The sequence below is a fragment of the Streptomyces sp. CA-142005 genome (assembly GCF_050942335.1).
Lineage (GTDB): Bacteria > Actinomycetota > Actinomycetes > Streptomycetales > Streptomycetaceae > Streptomyces.
The window spans coordinates 9,363,111-9,382,808 of sequence record NZ_CP192078.1 but is presented as its reverse complement, the minus strand read 5'-3'; the positions used below and the strand labels follow the sequence as shown (position 1 = coordinate 9,382,808).

Annotated in this window: 17 protein-coding genes; 8 read left to right on the top strand and 9 right to left on the bottom strand. The window is 72.1% G+C overall.

Features of this window, described 5'->3' with window-relative positions; translation table 11 throughout:
* Window positions 1-200 precede the first annotated feature (200 nt).
* Window positions 201-677, top strand: a complete 477-nt coding sequence (locus ACQPXS_RS43235; RefSeq protein ID WP_433454948.1) for a GreA/GreB family elongation factor — start codon at window positions 201-203, stop codon at window positions 675-677.
* 11 nt (window positions 678-688) lie between these two features.
* Here the strand turns inward: ACQPXS_RS43235 and ACQPXS_RS43230 are convergent, their stop codons facing one another.
* The 3 genes from ACQPXS_RS43230 to ACQPXS_RS43220 all read right to left on the bottom strand — a co-directional run bounded on the left by ACQPXS_RS43230 (window position 689) and on the right by ACQPXS_RS43220 (window position 4,577).
* A complete protein-coding gene (locus ACQPXS_RS43230; RefSeq protein ID WP_433454947.1) occupies window positions 689-901 on the bottom strand; it encodes a hypothetical protein in 213 nt (70 codons plus the stop codon).
* A gap of 77 nt (window positions 902-978) precedes the next feature.
* A complete protein-coding gene (locus ACQPXS_RS43225) occupies window positions 979-3,510 on the bottom strand; it encodes an ATP-dependent Clp protease ATP-binding subunit (RefSeq protein WP_433454946.1) in 2,532 nt (843 codons plus the stop codon).
* 128 nt (window positions 3,511-3,638) lie between these two features.
* The gene (locus ACQPXS_RS43220) at window positions 3,639-4,577 is read right to left on the bottom strand and encodes a Dyp-type peroxidase (protein ID WP_433454945.1); all 939 of its coding nucleotides are present in this window, start codon (window positions 4,575-4,577) and stop codon (window positions 3,639-3,641) included.
* Between the two features lie 889 nt (window positions 4,578-5,466).
* On the opposite strand from ACQPXS_RS43220, the gene ACQPXS_RS43215 reads away from it, so the two are divergent.
* Entirely contained in the window at window positions 5,467-6,396 is a 930-nt protein-coding gene (locus tag ACQPXS_RS43215) for a LysR family transcriptional regulator (RefSeq protein ID WP_433454944.1), read from the top strand.
* A 69-nt stretch (window positions 6,397-6,465) separates the two neighbouring features.
* Here ACQPXS_RS43215 and fdhD read toward each other — a convergent pair whose 3' ends face one another.
* Window positions 6,466-7,302 (bottom strand): formate dehydrogenase accessory sulfurtransferase FdhD, encoded by an 837-nt coding sequence (gene fdhD, locus ACQPXS_RS43210; protein ID WP_433456209.1) that lies wholly within the window; start codon window positions 7,300-7,302, stop codon window positions 6,466-6,468.
* Between the two features lie 33 nt (window positions 7,303-7,335).
* On the bottom strand, window positions 7,336-9,627 hold the full coding sequence (locus tag ACQPXS_RS43205; protein WP_433454943.1) for an FdhF/YdeP family oxidoreductase: 2,292 nt from the start codon (window positions 9,625-9,627) through the stop codon (window positions 7,336-7,338).
* A gap of 180 nt (window positions 9,628-9,807) precedes the next feature.
* On the opposite strand from ACQPXS_RS43205, the gene ACQPXS_RS43200 reads away from it, so the two are divergent.
* From ACQPXS_RS43200 to ACQPXS_RS43190, 3 genes are all read left to right on the top strand, one after another.
* Window positions 9,808-11,070: a molybdopterin molybdotransferase MoeA gene (locus tag ACQPXS_RS43200; RefSeq protein WP_433454942.1), complete on the top strand. Its 1,263-nt coding sequence runs from the start codon at window positions 9,808-9,810 to the stop codon at window positions 11,068-11,070.
* A gap of 99 nt (window positions 11,071-11,169) precedes the next feature.
* Window positions 11,170-11,325: a hypothetical protein gene (locus ACQPXS_RS43195; RefSeq protein ID WP_433454941.1), complete on the top strand. Its 156-nt coding sequence runs from the start codon at window positions 11,170-11,172 to the stop codon at window positions 11,323-11,325.
* Window positions 11,322-11,486: a hypothetical protein gene (locus tag ACQPXS_RS43190; RefSeq protein ID WP_433454940.1), complete on the top strand. Its 165-nt coding sequence runs from the start codon at window positions 11,322-11,324 to the stop codon at window positions 11,484-11,486. The genes ACQPXS_RS43195 and ACQPXS_RS43190 overlap by 4 nt, the downstream gene beginning before the upstream one ends.
* Window positions 11,487-11,498: 12 nt before the next feature.
* On the opposite strand, the gene ACQPXS_RS43185 is transcribed toward ACQPXS_RS43190, so the two are convergent.
* The 3 genes from ACQPXS_RS43185 to ACQPXS_RS43175 form a co-directional block, all read right to left on the bottom strand.
* Complete coding sequence (locus ACQPXS_RS43185) at window positions 11,499-11,876, bottom strand: NUDIX domain-containing protein (RefSeq protein WP_433454939.1); 378 nt, start codon at window positions 11,874-11,876, stop codon at window positions 11,499-11,501.
* Window positions 11,877-11,943: 67 nt separating this feature from the next.
* Window positions 11,944-12,825 (bottom strand): diacylglycerol kinase family protein, encoded by an 882-nt coding sequence (locus tag ACQPXS_RS43180; protein ID WP_433454938.1) that lies wholly within the window; start codon window positions 12,823-12,825, stop codon window positions 11,944-11,946.
* A gap of 49 nt (window positions 12,826-12,874) precedes the next feature.
* Window positions 12,875-14,467, bottom strand: a complete 1,593-nt coding sequence (locus tag ACQPXS_RS43175) for an FAD-binding oxidoreductase (protein ID WP_433454937.1) — start codon at window positions 14,465-14,467, stop codon at window positions 12,875-12,877.
* A gap of 121 nt (window positions 14,468-14,588) precedes the next feature.
* Between ACQPXS_RS43175 and ACQPXS_RS43170 the strand changes: the two genes are divergently transcribed.
* Both ACQPXS_RS43170 and ACQPXS_RS43165 read left to right on the top strand, forming a co-directional pair.
* Window positions 14,589-15,188, top strand: coding sequence for a TetR/AcrR family transcriptional regulator (locus tag ACQPXS_RS43170; RefSeq protein ID WP_433454936.1), 600 nt, complete (start codon window positions 14,589-14,591; stop codon window positions 15,186-15,188).
* Window positions 15,185-16,768, top strand: coding sequence for a glycerol-3-phosphate dehydrogenase/oxidase (locus ACQPXS_RS43165; RefSeq protein WP_433454935.1), 1,584 nt, complete (start codon window positions 15,185-15,187; stop codon window positions 16,766-16,768). The genes ACQPXS_RS43170 and ACQPXS_RS43165 overlap by 4 nt, the downstream gene beginning before the upstream one ends.
* Window positions 16,769-16,808: 40 nt before the next feature.
* Here the strand turns inward: ACQPXS_RS43165 and ACQPXS_RS43160 are convergent, their stop codons facing one another.
* Window positions 16,809-18,260: a WGR domain-containing protein gene (locus ACQPXS_RS43160; protein ID WP_433454934.1), complete on the bottom strand. Its 1,452-nt coding sequence runs from the start codon at window positions 18,258-18,260 to the stop codon at window positions 16,809-16,811.
* A gap of 483 nt (window positions 18,261-18,743) precedes the next feature.
* Here ACQPXS_RS43160 and ACQPXS_RS43155 point away from each other — a divergent pair, with 483 nt between their 5' ends.
* Window positions 18,744-19,595 (top strand): SCO6745 family protein, encoded by an 852-nt coding sequence (locus ACQPXS_RS43155; RefSeq protein WP_433454933.1) that lies wholly within the window; start codon window positions 18,744-18,746, stop codon window positions 19,593-19,595.
* The last annotated feature ends 103 nt before the right edge of the window (window positions 19,596-19,698 follow it).

Here is a 19,698-nt window from a genome sequence, read left to right as displayed (position 1 = left end):
GACATGGAGACCTCCTGGAGGGAGAGGAAAACCGGTGAGGGAAACCCCCAAAAACACCGTATATCGGGATACTCGGCGCCTCCACCGCAACCGCTGCCCCGCCCCCGAGTGCACGGCGGCACACCCCCGGGGCTCTCGTTGATACGATGCGCAAAATGCCCGACTAATGAATATTCTCCCCTGGACCAGAGGAGCCGGAAATGACCGGTGACCCGGAGCCGATCGGTAGCGCTGCCCGCCGTGCGCTGGAGCAGGAGCTGGCCGACCTGCGAGACGAGCGGCGACTCGTCGCCGGAATCCTGCAGGACCGCACGGACGTGGGCGACCAGGCGGACCAGGCCGAACAGTTGCAGCGCGCCAATCAGCTCGACCGCCTGGACCGTCGTATCGAGACCATCACCGAGCGGCTGCGCCAAGCGGACGTGGCGGGGCCCGCCCCCACGGACGTGGTCGGGGTTGGCAGCACGGTCACCGTCCGTTTCCCGGACGGCTCGGTGGAGACGCTCCAGATCGGCGAGCTCGCCGAGGCCCTGGACCAGAACCTGGTCACCTCCGACAGCCCGCTCGGCCGAGCGCTGCTCGGGCACCGCCCCGGTGACTCGGTCCACTTCGACACGCCGGACGGTCCGTCGAGCGTGGTCGTGGTGTCGATCGGGGACCAGAGCGCGCAGGAATGAACGCCGAGGAGTCAGTCCTCCTCGCGGTCGATCTCGGCGCGTTCCTCCTCGTACGGAATCTCCGTGTCCTCCCACTTCCCGACCGGCAGCCCGGTCTCCCGGCGGTCTCCTCGGGTGCGCCGGTCGCCTCGCGCCTCGTCGGGCCGGCGCGGCATAGCGCGGCCGTGGCCGGGGTCCGGGTTTCCCTCGACCCGCTCGTCGGACTTGTGGTGGTGATGCGCCATGGGGTCCTCCCGAGATGAACACCAGGGCCTATGCCACGCCCGGGTGTGTCCGCCGACGGGCTGTCCCTGCGCCGCCGTCACTTGTGCGCTGACGGGGCGCCCGGCGCGGCAGGCTCGCCGGAGCCGCTGCTCTTGCGGACCCCGCAATGGAGGGAGTCGTGTTGGACGTCGGCGACGATGGTGTCGCCGGGTTCGGCGTCGCCGCCGAGCAGCAGGGTGGCGATCCGATTGTCGAGTTCCGCCTGGATCGTGCGGCGCAGCGGGCGGGCACCGAACTCCGGCTGGTGGCCGTGTGCGATGAGCAGCTTCTTCGCCGCATCGGTCACCTCCAGCGTCATCCCCTGGGCGTGGACGCGGCGCTTGCTCTGGTCCAGCAGATGGTCCACGATCTCCCCGAGATCCTCCTCGGTCAGCCCGTGGAAGATGATGATGTCGTCGATGCGGTTGAGGAACTCCGGGAGGAATCTGGTCCGCAGGTCCTCCATCAACTCGTCCTTCAGCTCCGACACATCGCCCTTGTGGTCCAGGATCCGGTGCGCGCCGATGTTGGACGTCATGATGATCACGCAGTGCCGGAAGTCGACTGTACGGCCCTGGGCGTCGGTGAGCCGGCCGTCGTCCAGGATCTGCAGCAAGGTGTTGAAGACGTCCGGGTGCGCCTTCTCCACCTCGTCGAAGAGCACCACGCTGTAGGGCCTGCGGCGGACCTTCTCCGTCAGCTGGCCCGCTTCCTCATAGCCCACGTATCCGGGAGGGGCACCCACCAGCCGGGCGACGGTGTGCTTCTCCTGGAACTCGCTCATGTCGAACCGGATCATCCGGTCCTCGTCCCCGAACAGCAACGCCGCGAGGGTCTTGGCGAGTTCGGTCTTGCCGACCCCCGTGGGCCCGAGGAACAGGAAGGATCCCACCGGCCGGTTCGGATCCCCCATCCCCGCGCGGTTGCGCCGTACCGCCTGCGAGACGGCGGTGACCGCCTCGTCCTGGCCGACGATCCGGGCGTGCATCTCCTCCTCCAGCCTGAGCAGCTTCTCCTTCTCGCTCGCCGTCAGCTGCGACACCGGGATCCCCGTACGGCGGGAGACCACGTCGGCGATGTCGGAAGCCGTCACCGACACCACGCCCTCGCGGCGCTCCTCGATGCCGGCGAGTTCGCCCTCCGCCTCGGAGATCAGCCGCTTCAGCTCCGACGCCTTCTCGAAGTCCTCCACGGAGACGGCCTGGTCGAGTTCGCGGCGGAGCTGGGCGATGCGGTCCTCACGGCTGATCACCTCCGTGGACCGGCCCACGCTGCGCAGCCGCACCCGCGCACCGGCCTGGTCCATCACGTCAATCGCCTTGTCGGGCAGGAAACGGTCGGTGATGTAGCGGTCGGACAGCTCGGCCGCGGCAACCAACGCGCCGTCGTCGAACCGGACCTGATGGTGCGCCTCGTAGGAGTCCCGCAGACCCTCCAGGATCTGCACCGTCTCCTCCACCGTCGGCTCGGGCACCATCACCGGCTGGAACCGCCGCTCCAGCGCCGCGTCCTTCTCCACGTACTTGCGGTACTCGTCGATCGTCGTGGCGCCCACGACGTGGAGTTCACCGCGCGCGAGGGCGGGCTTGAGCATGTTGCCCGCGTCCATCGACCCCTCCCCCGTCGCCCCGGCACCCACGACGGTGTGGAGTTCGTCGATGAACAGAATGACCTGGCCCTTGGCGGCCTGGACGTCCTCGATGACCTTCTTCAACCGCTCCTCGAACTGGCCCCGGTACTGTGCCCCCGCGACCATCCCCGACAGGTCCAGGGCCACGACCCGCTTGTCCTTGAGGCTGTCGGGCACCTCACCGGCCACGATCCGCTGCGCCAGCCCCTCCACGATCGCCGTCTTGCCCACGCCCGGCTCACCGATCAGCACCGGATTGTTCTTCGACCGCCGCGAGAGGATCTCGACCGTCTGCTCGATCTCCTCTCCACGTCCCACCACGGGGTCCAGCTTCCCGGCCTTCGCCTCCTCCGTCAGATCCCGCCCGAATTCGTCCAGCGTCGTCGCCGGCGCCTTCTTCCGTTCGGCGGCGGGCCCGTCGTTCCGAGCGGCCTGCTCCGTCAGACCGGCCAGTTTCCGCGTGTCCATGCCCTCGGCGCGCAGCAGCTTGGCAGCGCCCGTGTCGCTGTCGCCCAGCAGCGCGCCGAGGATGTGCTCGGGGCCGATGTACGACACACCGGCCGCCTGCGAGTGGGCGTAGGCGGCGCCGAGCGTTCGCTTGGCCGCCGGGGTGAGGCCCGGTTGCGCGGAGGGCTCCCCGGACTCCCGGGGCAGGATCTTGGCGAGCTCGGCCGCCAGCGTGTCGGGATCGACGTCCAGCTGGGAGAGCAGTCTTCGGGACGGTTCGACCTTGGTGGCCGCCCACAGCAGATGTTCGGTGTCCAGGTCGGACGTGCCGTCCTCCAGCGCCCGCCGCGCGGCCAGGTTGAGCAGTTCCTGCGACGACTCCGTCAGCAGCCGGCCGATGGGCACCCGCTGCACCGCGGGGGGCGATGACGCCGGAGACATCCCGAAGAACCGGTTGAACAACTCGCTGAAGGGGTCCGACGAACCGAACGGTGCACCGAACGACATCGACATGAGGGCTCCTGGGCGCGGGGGGAGGTCGATAACCGCGGGGTGGTTGTTCCGGGGTCCGTACTCACTGAACCCCGCAGCGCACGGCACCGCAAACGGAAGAACCGCACCGACGTTCCCGTAACGCTAGGTTACGAGCCTCGCGGGGCGGCGGGCAGGTCGTCGAGAAACGTGACGGTGGGAACGTGGAAGAGGCAGCCGGTGACCGCCACCGAGAATTCGAGAATCCGGTCGTTCCGGCCCGGATCCCTGCCGAGAAACATGTTCCTCAGCATCTCCTCCGTCACGTCCGGGGTACGGGCATAACCGATGAAGTAGGTGCCGAACTCGCCCTGGGCGATGTTGCCGAAGGGCATGTTCTCCCGCACGATCTTGCGTTCGTCGCCGTTCTCGTCGGTGATGGTGGTGAGCGCGACATGGGAGTCGGCGGGCTTCACATCGTCGGGGAGTTCGACGTTGGCCAGTTTGGTCCGCCCGATGACCAGGTTCTGTTCCTCGACCGACAGGGCGTTCCAGGCGGTCATGTCGTGCAGGTATTTCTGCACGATCACATAGCTGCCGCCCGCGAATTCCGCGTCCTCCTCGCCGATGAACACGGCGTCGTCCGCCACTTTCCCCTCGGGGTTCTCGCTGCCGTCCACGAAGCCGAGCAGGTCGCGCTCGTCGAAGAATTTGAAGCCGTGCACCTCGTCGACCACGGTGGCCGCTCCCTTGAGCCGCTCGTCCAGCAGCCGGGCCAGTTCGAAGCAGAGATCCACACGGTGGGCGCGGATATGGAAAAGGAGGTCGCCCGGTGTGCCGAGCGCTCGATGGCGCGGGCCGACCACGTCCGTGAAGGGGTGCAGCTGCCGTGGGCGCGGGCCGGTGAACAGCCGGTCCCATGCGCGTGATCCGATGCCGACGACACAGCTGAGTTCCTCGGCCGGCTCGCGGAAGGCGACGGAGCGGCGCAGCCCCGAGACGTCCTCGAGCAGGCCTCGGACCGTGTCCTCCCCGCCCGGCGCGATGGTGACGACGAGGAACAGTGCCGCCCTGGCCGGCGGGACGATGACGGGCTGCGGTTCGACCACGGGAGTCCGCCTCCTCATGAGGTGCTGGAGACATGGGGTCCTTGGAGACCAAGCCGTTCCAGCATGGCCCGACCGGGCCGACTCGGCAGGTCGTACGCGGGCCAGCCGCCGAGCGGGCGGGGGGACCGACGGAAGGCGGACACGGGGGTGGACGGAGGGCGGACGAGCGTGAACGGGCTGCGGGCCGGAACAGCCGGACGGAGGGGCAAACCGGCCGACGGGCCCAGGATCGGACCGGCCAGAGGACGGACAGGCGGGCGGACTGGGATCGGGCGCGACGGGTGCGGACGCCCTACGCGCCAGGACAGCCGGACGGAGAACCGGACGAGCCGACTGGCCCAGAAACGCACCAGCCAGAGGACAGACAGGCCCAGCGGCAGACCGACCGAAACGGGCGCGGACGCCCTACCCGCCAGGACAGCCCGACGGAGAACCAGACCAACCGACAGGCCCACGAACGCACCAGCCAGAGGACAGACAGGCCCACGGGCAGCCGGCCGGGACAGGCGCGGACGGGCTACACGCCAGGACAGCCGGACGGAGAACCGGACGAGCCGACTGGCCCAGAAACGCACCAGCCAGAGGACGGGCAGGCCCAGCGGCAGACCAGCCGAAACGGGCGCGGACGCCCTACGCGCCAGGACAGCCCGCCGAACGGCCAGACCAACCGACAGGCCCAGAAACACACCAGCCAAAGAACAGACAGGCCCAGCGGCAGACCGGCCAGGACAGGCGCGGACGCCCCACGCGCCACGACAGCCCGACGGAGAGCCGGACCAGCCGACGGACCCACGAACGCACCGGCCAGAGGGAAGACGGGCGGCAGGCGGGACGAGGACCAGGCGGGGTGGGACTGGCTTTGCGGGGTGCGGTCGGGTAGACCCGTGCCGTGCTCTTTCGTCAGCTGGAATACCTCGTCGCCCTCTCCCGGGAGCGGCATTTCGCGCGTGCCGCCCAGGCCTGCTACGTCTCCCAGCCCGCGCTGTCGGAGGCGCTGCGCAAGCTGGAGGAGGAACTCGACGTGCCGTTGGTGCGGCGCGGCCGCAAGTACGAGGGCCTCACCCCGGAGGGGGAGCGCATCGTCGTGTGGGCGCAGCGGATCCTCGCCGACCGTGACGCCCTCAAGGACGAGGTCGACGTCCTGCGCACCGGGCTGAGCGGCAGGATGCGGATCGGTACGGTGCCGACCGCGTCCGGTGCCGTCGCCCAGCTGACCGGACCGTTCTGCGCGGCGCACCCGCTGGTCACGGTCGAGGTCATAGCGGACATGCAGTCGGTGGACATCCTGCGTCAGCTGCAGAACTTCGAGCTCGACGCCGGAGTGACCTATCTGCGCGAGGACGTGTCGGACGGTGCCTTCCACACGGTTCCCCTGTACCAGGAGCGGTACGTCCTGCTGCTCACGGCCGCCGACGGCCTGGCCCGGCGTACGTCGGCCACCTGGGCGGAGGCGTCGCGGCTGCCGCTGTGCATGCTGAACCCTGCGATGCAGGGCCGGCGGGTGCTGGACGAGCTGTTCGCGCAGGCGGGGACGCAGCCCTCGCCCCGGCTGGAGACCGACTCCGTGGCGGCGCTGTTCGCCCACGTCAGGACGGGCCAGTGGGCGGCCATCGTGCCGCATGCCTGGCTCCATGTGTTCGGCGTCCCGCACGGCATGCGGGCGGTGCCGCTGGTCGAGCCCGCCGCGGCCGTACCCGTGGGTCTGGTGATCGCCGCCCGGGAGCCGGGTTCGGTGATGGCGAGGGCGCTGACGGACATCGCCCGCACCACGGACATGGCCTCGGCCCTGGAGCACATGCCGGGGGATCCGGGGCGTTAGCCGACGGCGCCGGACGCGGATGCGGCACACCGGTGTGCGCTGCCGTCTGCCCGGCACGGCCGGCCCGCGTCAGCCCACCGGCTGCGGCTGGAGCCGGTCCGCACCGGTGTACACGTTCATCGACGCACCGCGCAGAAAGCCGACCAGGGTCAGCCCGCTCTCGGCCGCCAGGTCCACGGCCAGCGAGGAGGGCGCCGAGACCGCCGCCAGCAACGGAATCCCGGCGAGCACGGCCTTCTGCACCAGCTCGAAGGAGGCGCGGCCGCTGACCATCAGCACGGTGCCGCGCAACGGCAGCAGGCCCGAGCGCAGGGCGTGTCCGACGACCTTGTCCACGGCGTTGTGCCGGCCCACGTCCTCCCGCAGGCACAGCAGCTCGCCGTCGGCCGTGAACAGTCCGGCCGCGTGCAGGCCCCCAGTGCTGTCGAACACCTTCTGCGCCGCCCGCAGCTTTCCGGGCAGGGAGGCCAGCAGCTGCGGGCCCACGCTCAGCGGGTCCTCGGCCACGGACCACCTCGTGGCCATGCGCACCGCGTCCAGGCTGGCCTTGCCGCACAGGCCGCACGAGGAGGTCGTGTAGAAGTTCCGCTCCAGCGATGCCTCGGGCAGGGCCACGCCGGGGGCCAGGGCGACGTCCACCACGTTGTAGGTGTTGCCGCCGTCCGGCGTGGCGCCGGCGCAGTAGCGGATCCCGGTCACATCCTCGGCGGCGTGGACGACGCCCTCGCCGGCGAGGAAGCCGGCCGCGAGGTCGAAGTCGTCGCCGGGGGTGCGCATGGTCACGGTGAGGGGGCGCCCGCCGACCCGTATCTCCATCGGTTCCTCGGCGGCCAGGGTGTCCGGCCGCGCGGAGGGCGCTCCGTCGCGGATCCGCAGCACCCGCCGCCGTACCGTCACTCGTCCCATGGACATGCTCCTCTCCTGGGGATCCCGGGTTGCTCAGCCGACTGCGCGCGTGGGCTCCAGGCGGATCAACACACCTTTGGACGTGGGGGTGTTGCTGATGTCTGCGACGCTGTCCAGCGGCACCAGGACGTTCGTCTCGGGGTAGTAGGAGGCGGCGGAGCCGCGGCTGGTGGGGTAGGCGACGACGCGGAAGTCCTCCGCCCGGCGTTCCAGCCCGTCGTGCCAGACGGCGACCAGGTCCACCCGGTCGCGGTCGGCGAACCCGAGGGCGGTCAGGTCGGCGGGGTTGACGAGCACCACGCGGCGGGCGTTGTGGATGCCGCGGTAGCGGTCGTTCATCGCGTACGGGATGGTGTTCCACTGGTCGTGGGAGCGCAGTGTCTGCAGCAGCAGATGGCCCTCGGGGATGTCCGGCATCGTGAACTCGTTGACGGTGAAGACCGCCTTGCCGCTCGGGGTGCGGAAGACGCGCTGGTTGACCGGGTTGGGCAGCCGGAAGCCGCCCGGACTGGCCACCCGGGCGTTGAAGTCCTCGAAGCCCGGTACGACGCGGGAGATGCGGTCGCGGACGGTGGCGTAGTCCGCCTCGAACTCCTCCCAGGGGATGGCGGGTGTGTCGCCGAGGGTGCGGCGGGCCAGCCGGCTGATGATCGCGACCTCGCTGAGCAGGTGCGGGGAGGCGGGCGCCAGGCGGCCGCGGGAGGCGTGCACCTCGCTCATGGAGTCCTCGACGGTGATGAACTGCTCGCCGGACGCCTGGACGTCGCGGTCGCTGCGGCCGAGGGTGGGCAGGATGAGGGCGGTGTCACCGCAGACCGTGTGGGAGCGGTTGAGCTTGGTGGAGATGTGCGCGGTGAGCCGGCACCGCCGCATCGCCTCCTCGGTGACATGGCTGTCGGGGGTGGCCCGGACGAAGTTGCCGGCGACGCCGAGGAAGAGCTTCGCGGTGCCGTCGCGCATGGCACGGATGCCGTCGACCGAGTCCAGTCCGTGCTTCGCGGGCGGGGTGAAGCCGAACTCCCGTCCCAGCGCGTCGAGGAACGTCTGGGGCATGCGCTCCCAGATGCCCATCGTGCGGTCGCCCTGGACGTTGCTGTGGCCGCGCACCGGGCACACGCCGGCGCCCGGCTTGCCGATGTTCCCGCGCAGCAGCAGGAAGTTGACCACCTCGCGGATGGTGGGGACGCCGTGCTTGTGCTGGGTGAGGCCCATGGCCCAGCACACGATGATCTTCCCGCTCCGCAGCACCCGGTCGTGGACGCGCTCGATCTCCTCGCGGGTGAGCCCGGTCGCGGTGAGGATGTCCTCCCACGGGACCTTCCGGGCGCGCTCGGTGAAGTCGGTGAAGCCGGTGGTGTGGGCGCTGATGAAGGCGTGGTCGAGTACGGTGCCCGGGCGCTCGTCCTCGGCCTCCAGCAGCAGCCGGCCCAGCGCCTGGAAGAGGGCGAGGTCGCCGCCGGGGCGGATCTGCAGGAACTGGTCGGCGATGGCGGTGCCCCGGCCGATCACTCCGCGCGCCTTCTGCGGGTGCTTGAAGCGGATGAGCCCGGCCTCCGGCAGCGGGTTCACCGCGATGACCTTCCCGCCGTTGCGCTTGGTCTCCTCCAGCGCGGTCAGCATCCGCGGATGGTTGGTGCCCGGGTTCTGTCCGACGACGAAGACGAGGTCCGCGGTGTGGATGTCGTCCAGGGAGACGCTGCCCTTGCCGATGCCCAGGGTCTCCATCAGCGCGGAACCGCTGGACTCGTGGCACATGTTGGAGCAGTCGGGCAGGTTGTTGGTGCCGTAGGCGCGGGCGAAGAGCTGCAGCAGGAAGGCGGCCTCGTTGTTCAGCCGGCCGGAGGTGTAGAAGAGGGCCTCGTCCGGGGAGTCCAGCCGGCGGAGTTCTCCGGCGAGCACGTCGAGCGCCTCGTCCCAGCCGATCGGTTCGTAGTGCTCGGCGCCGGGCCGCTTGATCACGGGTTCGGTCAGCCGGCCCTGCTGGTTGAGCCAGTAGTCCGACTTCGCGTCCAGTTCGGCGATCGTGTGCCGGCGGAAGAACTCGGCGGTGACGCGGCGCGAGGTGGCTTCGTCGCTGATGTGCTTGGCGCCGTTCTCGCAGTATTCGTTGAGGTGCCGCTTGCCCGGCGCGGGCTCGGGCCAGGCGCATCCCGGGCAGTCGAATCCCTTGACCTGGTTGATGTTCAGCAGGGTCAGCGCGGTGCGTCGTACGGTCGTCTGTCCCAGCGAGTACTCCAGTGCGTGCGTCACCGCCGGGACACCGGTCGCCCAGCGCTTGGGCGGGGTGACCGAAAGATCGTCGCCGGGGTCCTCGATACCGCTCATTGTCCGGTCCGCCTCTTTCTCCGATGGGCACTGCGGGGCAGCATCCGCCTCTGTCCGAAGGCACGTCAAAGAGGTGTTTTCGATGGCGTGATAAGCGCGGGTTATCAGATAGGCGCCGCCTATCGGCAGACAAGCGGTGCCTCTTTGACTTCCCCGGACGGCTCACCAACGATGACCCGCATGACGGCATCCCGGACGCGCCCGGCCGACGGCACGGCAGCGCACGGACCGCGGGCCGAGCAGGACTCGCTCCGGGCCGCGCGGTCCTGGGAACGAGCCCGCTCGATCGCCCGGTCCTGCGCCGAGCGGCCGCTGCCCGCGGTTCCCCGCACCCTCACCGACGCGCTGGGCCACGCGCTGGCCGAACCGCTCGTCGCGCTCACCGACCTGCCGCCGTTCGCCACCGCCGCGATGGACGGCTGGGCCGTGGCCGGACCGGGCCCGTGGCGGCTCGGCGACGCCGGCGTCCTGGCCGGCCGGGAGCCCGGGCCCCTTGCGCCGGACTCGGCCGTTCCCATCGCCACCGGCGCCCCCGTGCCGCCCGGCGCGACCGCCGTACTGCGGCGCGAGCACGGCGAGACGGACCCCGGCCGGGGCCTGCTCCACGACCGCTCCCCCGCGCCGGTGCCCCAAGGCCGCGACATCCGGCCGCGCGGCCAGGAGTGCCGCTCCGGTGAGCCGCTGCTGCCCTCCGGCACCACGGTGACCGAGCGGGTGCTGGGCCTGGCGGCGGCCGCGGGGTACGACCGGTTGACGGTGCACCGCCGGCCGAGTGTCGAACTGCTGGTCCTCGGCGACGAGTTGCTCCAGCACGGCGTGCCGCGCGGCGGGCGGGTCCGTGACGCGCTCGGGCCGCTGCTGCCGCCGTGGCTGCACGCGTGTGGCGCCGAGCTGATCGGCCATCGTCTGCTCGACGACGACCTCGCCGCGCTCCGGGAGGCCGTGGGCCGCTCGCCCGCCGACGTCGTGGTCACGACGGGGAGTACCGCCGCCGGACCGGTGGACTTCCTGCACGACACGCTCCGGGCGGTGGGCGCCCGGCTGCTCGTGGACTCCGTGGCCGTGCGGCCGGGTCACCCGATGCTGCTCGCCGAGTTGCCCGCCACGGCCGACGGCCGGGCGCGCCGGCTGGTCGGGCTGCCCGGCAACCCGCTCGCCGCGGTGGCCGGCATGGTCACGCTGGCCGAGCCGCTGCTGCGCCGGCTCGGCGGGCACTGCGGCGCCGAGCCGGTCCGGCTGGTGGCCGGTTCCGCCCTGCCCGGGCATCCGTGCGACACCCGGCTGCTGCCGGTGTTCACCGCGGGGCAGGAGGTGACGCCGCTGCCGTTCGACGGTCCGGCGATGCTGCGCGGCCTGGCCCTGGCGGACGGTCTCGCGGTGGTTCCACCGGGCGGCGTGCCGGCCGGCGCGGGCGTGGATGTGGTGGAACTGCCGGGCCGGTGAGCCAGTCTGCCGTCACGGCCGACGAGCGAGAGCACGCCCGGCCCTCACCCACGGCAGGGTCGTGCGGTGCTCCGGGCCCGCCGGCGCTGGCGTGAGGGCATGCGCCACGAGGTGACCGACGCCGACACCGCGGTGCGGGTGGGCAGCGGTGACGTGCCCGTTCTCGCCACGCCACGGCTGATCGCGTGGATGGAGGCGGCCACGGTGCGGGCCGCCGCGTCTGGGCCACGCCGGTCGGCGGCCTGGTGGAGGTGAGCGCCGAACCCTCCGCCGCCGTCACGGGCGGGCGGCTCACCTTCGTGGTGCGGGCCGTCGACGGTTCGGGCCGGCTGGTGGCCACAGGTGAGGTCGACCGGGCGGTCGTCGACCGGCAGCGGTTCCTGGCGCGCACGGCGGACCCCGCGGGGGACCGCTGACCGGCACGACCGTTACACGGGCGTGTGTCCCTGAAGGTACTCGTGCACGACCGCCGGGAGTGCCACGTCCACGGTCTCGGGGATCGGCGCCCAGTGCACCTGTTCCGGCGCGAGGCTCGCTCCGTCCGACGGGGTCTCGCTCAGCAGCTGGCACACCACCGCCGACGCCCCGTCCGCCGGTGTCCCCTCGTGTGGGATCAGGGGCTCGGTGCCGTCGACGAGGTAGCCGGTGAGTTCGTAGACGACGCGTGCGGCGGTGGCCTCGGCCGGCTCGGCCGGTCCGGGCGTACCCGACGGCAGCACCCAAGCGCCGCCGTCGTCCACGAGCAGCAGCCGTCCGTCGTACAGCACGACCGCCTGCACCACGCCCTCGGCGGGTTCCAGCGTCATGAGCGACCAACCCCTCCCCCGGCGCGCCCGGCCGGGTTGCCCTCCCCCTACCCAGGTGAGCGAGTGGTCAGTACAGCATGGGCAGGTCTCCGGGTCGCACCCGCACCGTGACCGGCAGGGCCGCGTCGACCTCGCCGTCCGCGCCGTAGGGGACGGGCCGGTTGGCCTCGATGCGCAGTTCCCTGCCGCGCAGCACGCGCACCTCGGGGCGGTGCACATGGCCGCCCGTCTTCAGCTCGTTCATGAGGGTGAAGAACAGCCGGCGCGGGGCCTCCCGGATCATCACCACGTCCAGCAGGCCGTCGTCGACGCGTGCGTCGGGGGCGATGAGCCGACCGGAGCCGTAGTAGGGGGAGTTGGCGGCCACGACGGTGTAGCCGCGGTGGGTGTGTTCCTCGCCGTCGACGGTGACGCGGTAATCCGCCGCGCGCCAGGTGGTGACGGCGCGCAGGCCGCCCGCGTAGTAGGAGGCGGAGCCGCGCAGCAGCCGGGCGTGGTTGGCGTGCCGGTTGGCCACCGCGTCCACGCCGGCGTAGACGCTGCCCAGGACGACCGTGCGCGGGTGGACCGCCGACTCCACTTCGATGGTGTCGACCGGACGTGGCTCGGCGGTCAGCAGGACGCCGGCGAGTGCGGCGGGATCGGCGGGCAGCTTCAGGGCGCGGGCGAAGTCGTTGCCGCGTCCGGCGGGCACCAGACCGAGGACGGTTCCGGTGCCGCTGAGCGCGCCGCCGATGCCGCCGGCGATGCCGTCGCCGCCGACGGCCAGGACGATCCGGCCGCGCTCGCCGGCGCGGCGGGCGATGTCCTGGGCGTGGGCGAGGCTGTGGCTGTACTCCGTCTCCAGCTCGGCCCCGGCCTCGCGCAGCAGCCGGGCCAGGTGCAGCAGTGTCGCCGCCCCGGTGGAGCCGCCCGCGGTGGGGTTGACGACGGCGGTGAACTGTCGCATCGGTGTGCCTCCGAAGCAGGCGGATCGGGTGGGGGTCGGTCGGAGCGGATCAGTCGGTGGGGAGCAGGACGCCGGGGTTCAGCAGGCCCTCGGGGTCCAGGCGGCGCTTGACGGCGCGCAGGGCCGAGATACCGAGCGGTCCGGCCTCGCGGACGTACCAGTCGCGGTGGTCGGTGCCGACCCCGTGGTGGTGGGAGATGGTGCCGCCGGCCGCCAGGACGGCCTCGTTGGCCGCGTGCTTGGCGGGCGTCCAGTGCGCCACCGGGTCCTCGCCCTGGGCGCTGACGACGGTGAAGTACAGCGAGGCGCCGTTCTCGTACACGTGGGAGATGTGGCACATCACCAGGGGCGGGGTGCCGGCCCCGGCGAGGGTGTCGGTGAGCGCGGTGCGTACGGCCTGGTAGAGGTCGGGGATGCGGGACCAGAAGGCCGCGGTCTCCAAGGTCTCGGCGAACGCGCCGACGTCGAGCAGGGCGTCGCGCAGGTAGGGCGCCGAGAAGCGGCCGTGGGCCCAGCGTTCGCCCGGTTCGGCGCCGAGGAGCGTGCCGCCGCAGGCGGTGAGGACGGCCGCCGCCTGCTCCCGGCGCTGTGCGGTGTCCTCGGCCGTGCCCTCGTAGCCGGTGATGGCCAGGCAGCCCGCGCCGCTCTGCGACAAGTCGCCGCCGATGGCCTCCGGTTGGGCCAGGCCGATGAGGGTCTCGGTCTCGTCGGACAGCCGCAGCACGGTCGGCCGGGGTCCGTCCTGGGCGAGCCTGCGCAGCGCGGCGGCGCCCTCCTCGAAGGAGGCGAACCGCCAGCCCTCGTAGATCCGCGCCTGCGGCACCGGCCGGATCCGCACGGTGACGGAGGTGATGACGCCGAAGGCGCCCTCGGAGCCGAGGATGAGCTGGCGCAGGTCGGGTCCGGCGGCGGAGCGGGGGGCGCGGCCGGTCTCCATGGTCCCCTCGGGGGTCGCGAGGGTCAGGCCGAGGACCATCTCGTCGAAGCGGCCGTATCCGGCGGAGGCCTGTCCGCTGGAGCGGGCGGCGGCGAAGCCGCCGATGGTGGCCCACTCGAAGGACTGCGGGAAGTGACCGAGGGTGAAGCCCTGTGCGGCGAGCAGGGCCTCGGCCTCGGGGGCCCGCAGCCCGGGCTGGAGCACAGCGGTGCGCGAGACCGGGTCCAGGTCGAGCAGGCCGTTCATGCGGCGCAGGTCGAGGGCGATGAACGCGGTGCGCTGGGGGGCGAGTCCGCCGACCACCGAGGTGCCGCCGCCGAAGGGGACCGCGGCGAGGCCGTGGGCGGCGCAGGCGCGCAGTACGGCGAGAACCTCGTCGTGGGAGGCGGGCAGGACCACGGCCTGCGGGACGTCCGCGAAGTCGCCGGCGCGGATGCGCAGCAGGTCGGGGGTGGACTTGCCGCGGGTGTGGCGGACGCGGCTCTCGCCGTCGGTGCGGACGTGGTCCTCGCCGCCGACGGCCTCGGCGAGCGCCTTGAGCGCGGCGGGGGCGGCCGTGGTGGCGGGCAGCTCGATGTCCTCGAGGGTGAGGGCGGGCGTGGTGCGGGGCTTGACGCCGAGCAGGTCGCGCAGCAGTCCGGTCACCGAGTCGGGCAGCGGTGCCGCCTTGGCCGGGTCGCCCCAGCCGTTCCACAGCATGTCCATTGAACGGTCGTCCTCACAGGTCGGTGTGCTCGGTGTGCTCGGTTCGCGCGACGGCCGGCGGGCCGTGCCCGGGGCGACGGTGTCCGCTTCGCCCGACGCCCGGGGCGTTACACTGTGACACATGACGCCTATTCGTCACAACGGTTCGGACAACGATCATGTGCTCGACGCGGTACGCGACTGTGTGCTGGCCGTCGGCGTCCGCCGCACCACCCTCGCCGACGTGGCCCGCCGCGCCGGCGTCTCGCGGATGACGCTGTACCGGCGCTGGCCCGATCTGCGCACCCTGGTGGGCGATCTGATGACCCGCGAGTGGATCGACGTGGCCACCCGGGCGATCCCCGAGCCCGCCTCCGGCACGGACACCCGCACCCGGATCGTGGACGGACTGGTCGCGGGCGTCGAGGCCTTCCGGGCGCACCCGCTGTTCCGCAAGATCGTCGACGTCGACCCGGAACTGCTGCTCCCCTATGTGCTCGACCGGCGCGGAGCGAGCCAGGAGGCACTGCTGGCACTGCTGGCCGACGGGCTGCGCGACGGCCACGCGGACGGCTCCGTACGCCCCGGGCATATCGAACGACAGGCCCGCGCCCTGCTGTTGACCGTGCAGTCCTTCACCCTGTCCCTGCGCACGATGACCGACGAGGACGATCCGGAGCTCGACTCCGCCGCCTTCCTCGGCGAGTTGCGCACCCTCCTGGAGAGGACCCTCACGCCATGAGCCACACCCGGGCCGACGCCGGCTCGTCCCTCAGCGCACACCGCCGGAGCCGGGAACTGGCCGAGGCCGCCGACGGCAGGGTCGCCGACGTCCTGGTCGTCGGGCTCGGCGCCACCGGGGCCGGAGCCGCGCTGGACGCGGCGGCCCGCGGGCTCGACGTCGTCGCGGTGGACGCCCACGACCTGGCCTTCGGCACCTCCCGCTGGAGCTCGAAGCTCATCCACGGCGGGCTGCGCTATCTGGCCTCCGCGCAGTTCGACGTGGCGCACGAGAGCGCGGTCGAGCGCGGGGTGCTGATGACCCGGACCGCCCCGCACCTGGTGGCCGCCCAGCCGTTCGTCCTGCCGCTCACCCCGCTGGTGTCCCGGGCGCAGGCCTCGCTGGCGTGGGCCGGGTTCCGGGCCGGGGACATGCTGCGGCTGGCCGCCCGGACCCCGCGCCAGGTCCTGCCCGCCCCGCGCCGGCTGTCGGCGACGGAGGCCCGGCACCTGGCGCCCTCGGTGCGCTCGGCCGGGCTGCGCGGCGGACTGCTGTCCTGGGACGGCAAGGTGACCGACGACGCCCGGCTGGTCACCGCCCTGGCCAGGACGGCCGCCGCGCGGGGCGCCCGGGTGCTGACCCGGGTCAGGGTGCTGGAGCTGACCGGCACCGGCGCCCGGATCCGCGACGAACTCACCGGCGAGGAGGGCGAGATCAGGGCCCGCGCGGTCATCAACGCGACCGGAGTGTGGGCGGGCGAGCTCGTCGAGGGCATCCGGATCCGGCCCTCCCGCGGCACCCACATGGTCCTGCGCTCGGAGCGGCTCGGCACCCTGCCGGCCGGCCTCCACATCCCCATCCCCGGCGAGACCAACCGCTTCGTCCTGGTCCTGCCCCAGGGCGACGGCCGGGTGTACGTCGGTCTCACCGACGAGCCGGTCGAGGGCGGGATCCCGGACGTACCGGACGTACCGGAGACCGACATCGGATTCCTGCTGGACGTGCTCGGCTCGGTCCTGGACACGCCGGTGGCCCGGGAGGAGGTCGTCGGCGCCTTCGCCGGACTGCGCCCCCTGCTGGACACCTCGGGGCACGACGGCCAGGACGGCTCGCCCGCCCGCACCTCCGACATCTCCCGCCGGCACGCGGTACTGACGTCCCCCGACGGCATCACGACGATCGTCGGCGGCAAGCTCACCACCTACCGGCGCATGGCCCAGGACGCCGTGGACGCCGCCGGCGCCGCCCGGGGTCTTCCCGCTCCGCCCTCCCCCACCGCCGCGCTGCCCCTGATCGGCGCCGCCGCACCCGCTCGGCTGCGCACCCTGTCCGCACCCCCGCGCCTGGTCCGCCGCTACGGCACCGAGGCCGAGGCCGTCCACGCCCTCGCGGCCGAGAACCCCGCGCTGGCCGAGCGGGTCCTGCCCGGCCACCCGGTGACCCGCGCGGAACTGCTCTGGGCGGTACGGCACGAGGGCGCGCTGGACGAGTCGGATCTCCTGGACCGCCGTACCCGCATCGGACTGGTGCCGGAGGACCGTGCCGAGGTGCTCTCCGTGGCGCGGGAGGTGCTGGCGGAGGCGGCGAGCGCACGGCCCTGAGGGCTTGCGCCCGGGCAGTGAGCGGCAGGTGCCGGGGGCGTCACAGCAGGCGGCGGATGTCGCCGCGGACGCGGTAGAAACCGCCGGCGGCCGGGTGCAGGGCGTCCACCACGTAGCGGGCGCCCGGCTCCCGTATCGCCCGCGGGAACTGGACCTTCCAGGAGGTGTCGTAGCCCTCGGACACGACATGCACCCGGAGGCGGCCGCCGTCCTGCACGCACTCGACCACGACGGCTCCGGCGGGAGCCTGGGTGACGGTGGCCACGGCGGTGGCGGCGGTGGCGGGTTGGTAGGTCGGCAGGGCCGCGGCGAGTTTGACGTCCCGGGCCACCGGCACCGTGCCCTGCTGGGCCGCGGCGATGGCCGTCTCGCTCGCGTCGACGCACACCAGCGAGCCGTCGGTGGTCACCAGGTACAGCCGCTCGTCGCGGTACTGCATCGACAGCGCCGATCCGCCTCCCGTGCCGAGCTTCCACAGGCGCGTGCCGTCCTGGTCGAAGCAGTAGACGGACGACGCGGCGTCCCCGGCGAAGACGAACCGACCGCCCGGGGACGTGGCGCAAGAATAGACCGCGCTGTCGCAGGCGTACGTCGCCTCGATGGCGCCGGTCGTCTTCGACAGCCGCTGGACCACGCGGTGACCGGTGCCCGCGTACACGGCGTCGTCCTCCTGCCAGCCGAACAGCACGCTGCCCCGGGTGGCCGTGTGCCACAACTCGCCGCTGCCGTCGGGTGCGTAGGCGGTGACGCCGCGATGGTGGCCGTGGTAGACGGCGCGGTCGTCGGCGCGCACCATCCAGGCGTGTTCGCCCTGGCTGCGGCGGGCCCACTGGTGTTCGTCCTCGTGGTCGATGACGGTGAGCCGGCCGTCGCGGTCCGAGACGTTCAGGATGCCCTCGTGGATGTCGAGCCAGAAGATGTCGACGTCGGCGGCGATGTCGTACGCGGCGAAGGGCAGCTTGGAGGAGAGGTCGTAGACCTTGCCGTCGTCGCAGCCCGCGTAGATCCAGAAGTCGTCGGCGACCAGGCACTTCACCCCGTCCGGCAGGCCGAACCGGGCGAGGACGGCGCCGTCGTGGCCGAGGGTGTAGACGTCACCCGCCTGGTTGCCGACCCAGCAGTGCTCGTCGTCGACATGGATGCCGAAGGCGGCCGAGCCGGTGCGGAACCGCCACAGCACGGGCGCCACCGCCCGCGCGGTGGACGGGGCCGAAACGACCTGACGCCGGGTCACCGGACGCGGGGCGCGCTGTCCCTGGACGGCTGGGGCGTATCCCTTGCGGACCTTCTCCCCCACCTTCTTCGCGGCGGCCGCCCGGGCCTTGTCCGCGGTCGGGAAGGTCGTCGTCTGGGTCTGCCCGGCGGCGCCGATCCTGCCGTAGCGCACCGTCACCACGGTTCCGTCGACGGTCACCTCGTAGAACTTGTGGGCGCCGCCGCTCTCCTGCGACAGCTCCAGATACGTCGTCGACACCGCGGACGCCGTGGTCATGGCAGACGGACCCGCGGCCGTTCCGGCAGGTCCTCACTGATCGAACCGTAAGGGCGACCACTGACAATCGGGCCGCCGCGCCCAGCGGTTACAGCGCCGCGGTGACGGATGACGAAGTCGTGGAGGCGGTGCGGCGACAGGTGCGCGGACGGGTCTTGCCGCCACCCGCGACGCCGCGCGCCCTCGCCGAGGCGGAGGCGGAGGCGGCTTCTGTGGACTCCACGATCGTGCGAGCCCACCAGCAATGCGGCCGGGCCCGCAAAAAAAAGGGGCCCGGCCGGCGAACCCGACGACCATGCCCACCTACTCGTGATCGTCACGCGTCACCCAATCCGCGACACAGCCGAGAAGTTGGAGCAGAACCCGCTCCGGCGTACACAGCCACGCAGACGCCAATCCATCTGCAGTGCTTCCCTTCGGTCGCCGATGAGTTTCGGTGTGCCGGACGGTCCAAGTCGGCACACCTGACAAAGGGAGAACCCGATGGGCAAGACGCGCTTGCATCCGATGACTCACATCGCCCGTCGCATGTTCGAGCTCCTGGAGCCGATCTGCCTGGTCACGTTCTTCGCCGACGAGTGCAACGAGGAACTGGCCGCACTCGGGCACCGGACCTACTGGGACGGCTACTTCGCCAGCCGCGCCGCGCCGCTGGGGCGGGTACCGGCGCAGGTCGTGCACGCGGCCTTCTACAATTTCGCCGACGGGGAAGCCGCACGGCACATCCCGAGCGCCTGGGAGACGATTGCGCCCGAGGCCTCCGTCGCCGCGCGGGAAAGGGGCAGCGCGGCCTCCCTACGGCGGATGCTCGGCGAAGAACTGGCCGGCTCGCCGGGCCTGGTGCGCGCCGCCGACCTGACCACCAAGGCCGCGACGAGCGCCCCCACCGAAGGCCGGGTGATGTACGCGGGGATGCGCACCCTTGCGGTGCCGAGCGATCCGGTGGCCCGGCTGTGGCATTCCGCCACCATGCTGCGCGAGCACCGCGGCGACGGGCACATCGCCGCTCTCGTCGGCGCGCGGATCGGCGGCACGGAGGCCCACGTGCTCTCCGCGCTGGAGCAGGGCATCCACCCGCCGGAGTCGTTCGGACGCATCCATCACCTGCCGAAAGAGCGCCTGGCCGCGGTCATGGACGGCCTGCGCGAACGCGGACTCATCGACGCCGACGGCCATTTCACCGACTCCGGCCGCGCGACCAAACAACGCATCGAAACCCTCACCGACGAACTCGCCACCCCGCCCTACGAGGCCCTGTCCCCCGCCGAACTCGACGAACTGATCACCGAGCTCGAACCCATCACTGCGACCCTGGTGGCCGCAGGCTCGCAGTGACACGCAGAACGGCTTAGCCCGCGCTGTTGCCACCCGACGCCAACGCGCCCATTTCGCCCACCAGTGGCCGAGCGTCGCACCTCTACCGCTGCGAGCTGCTCGC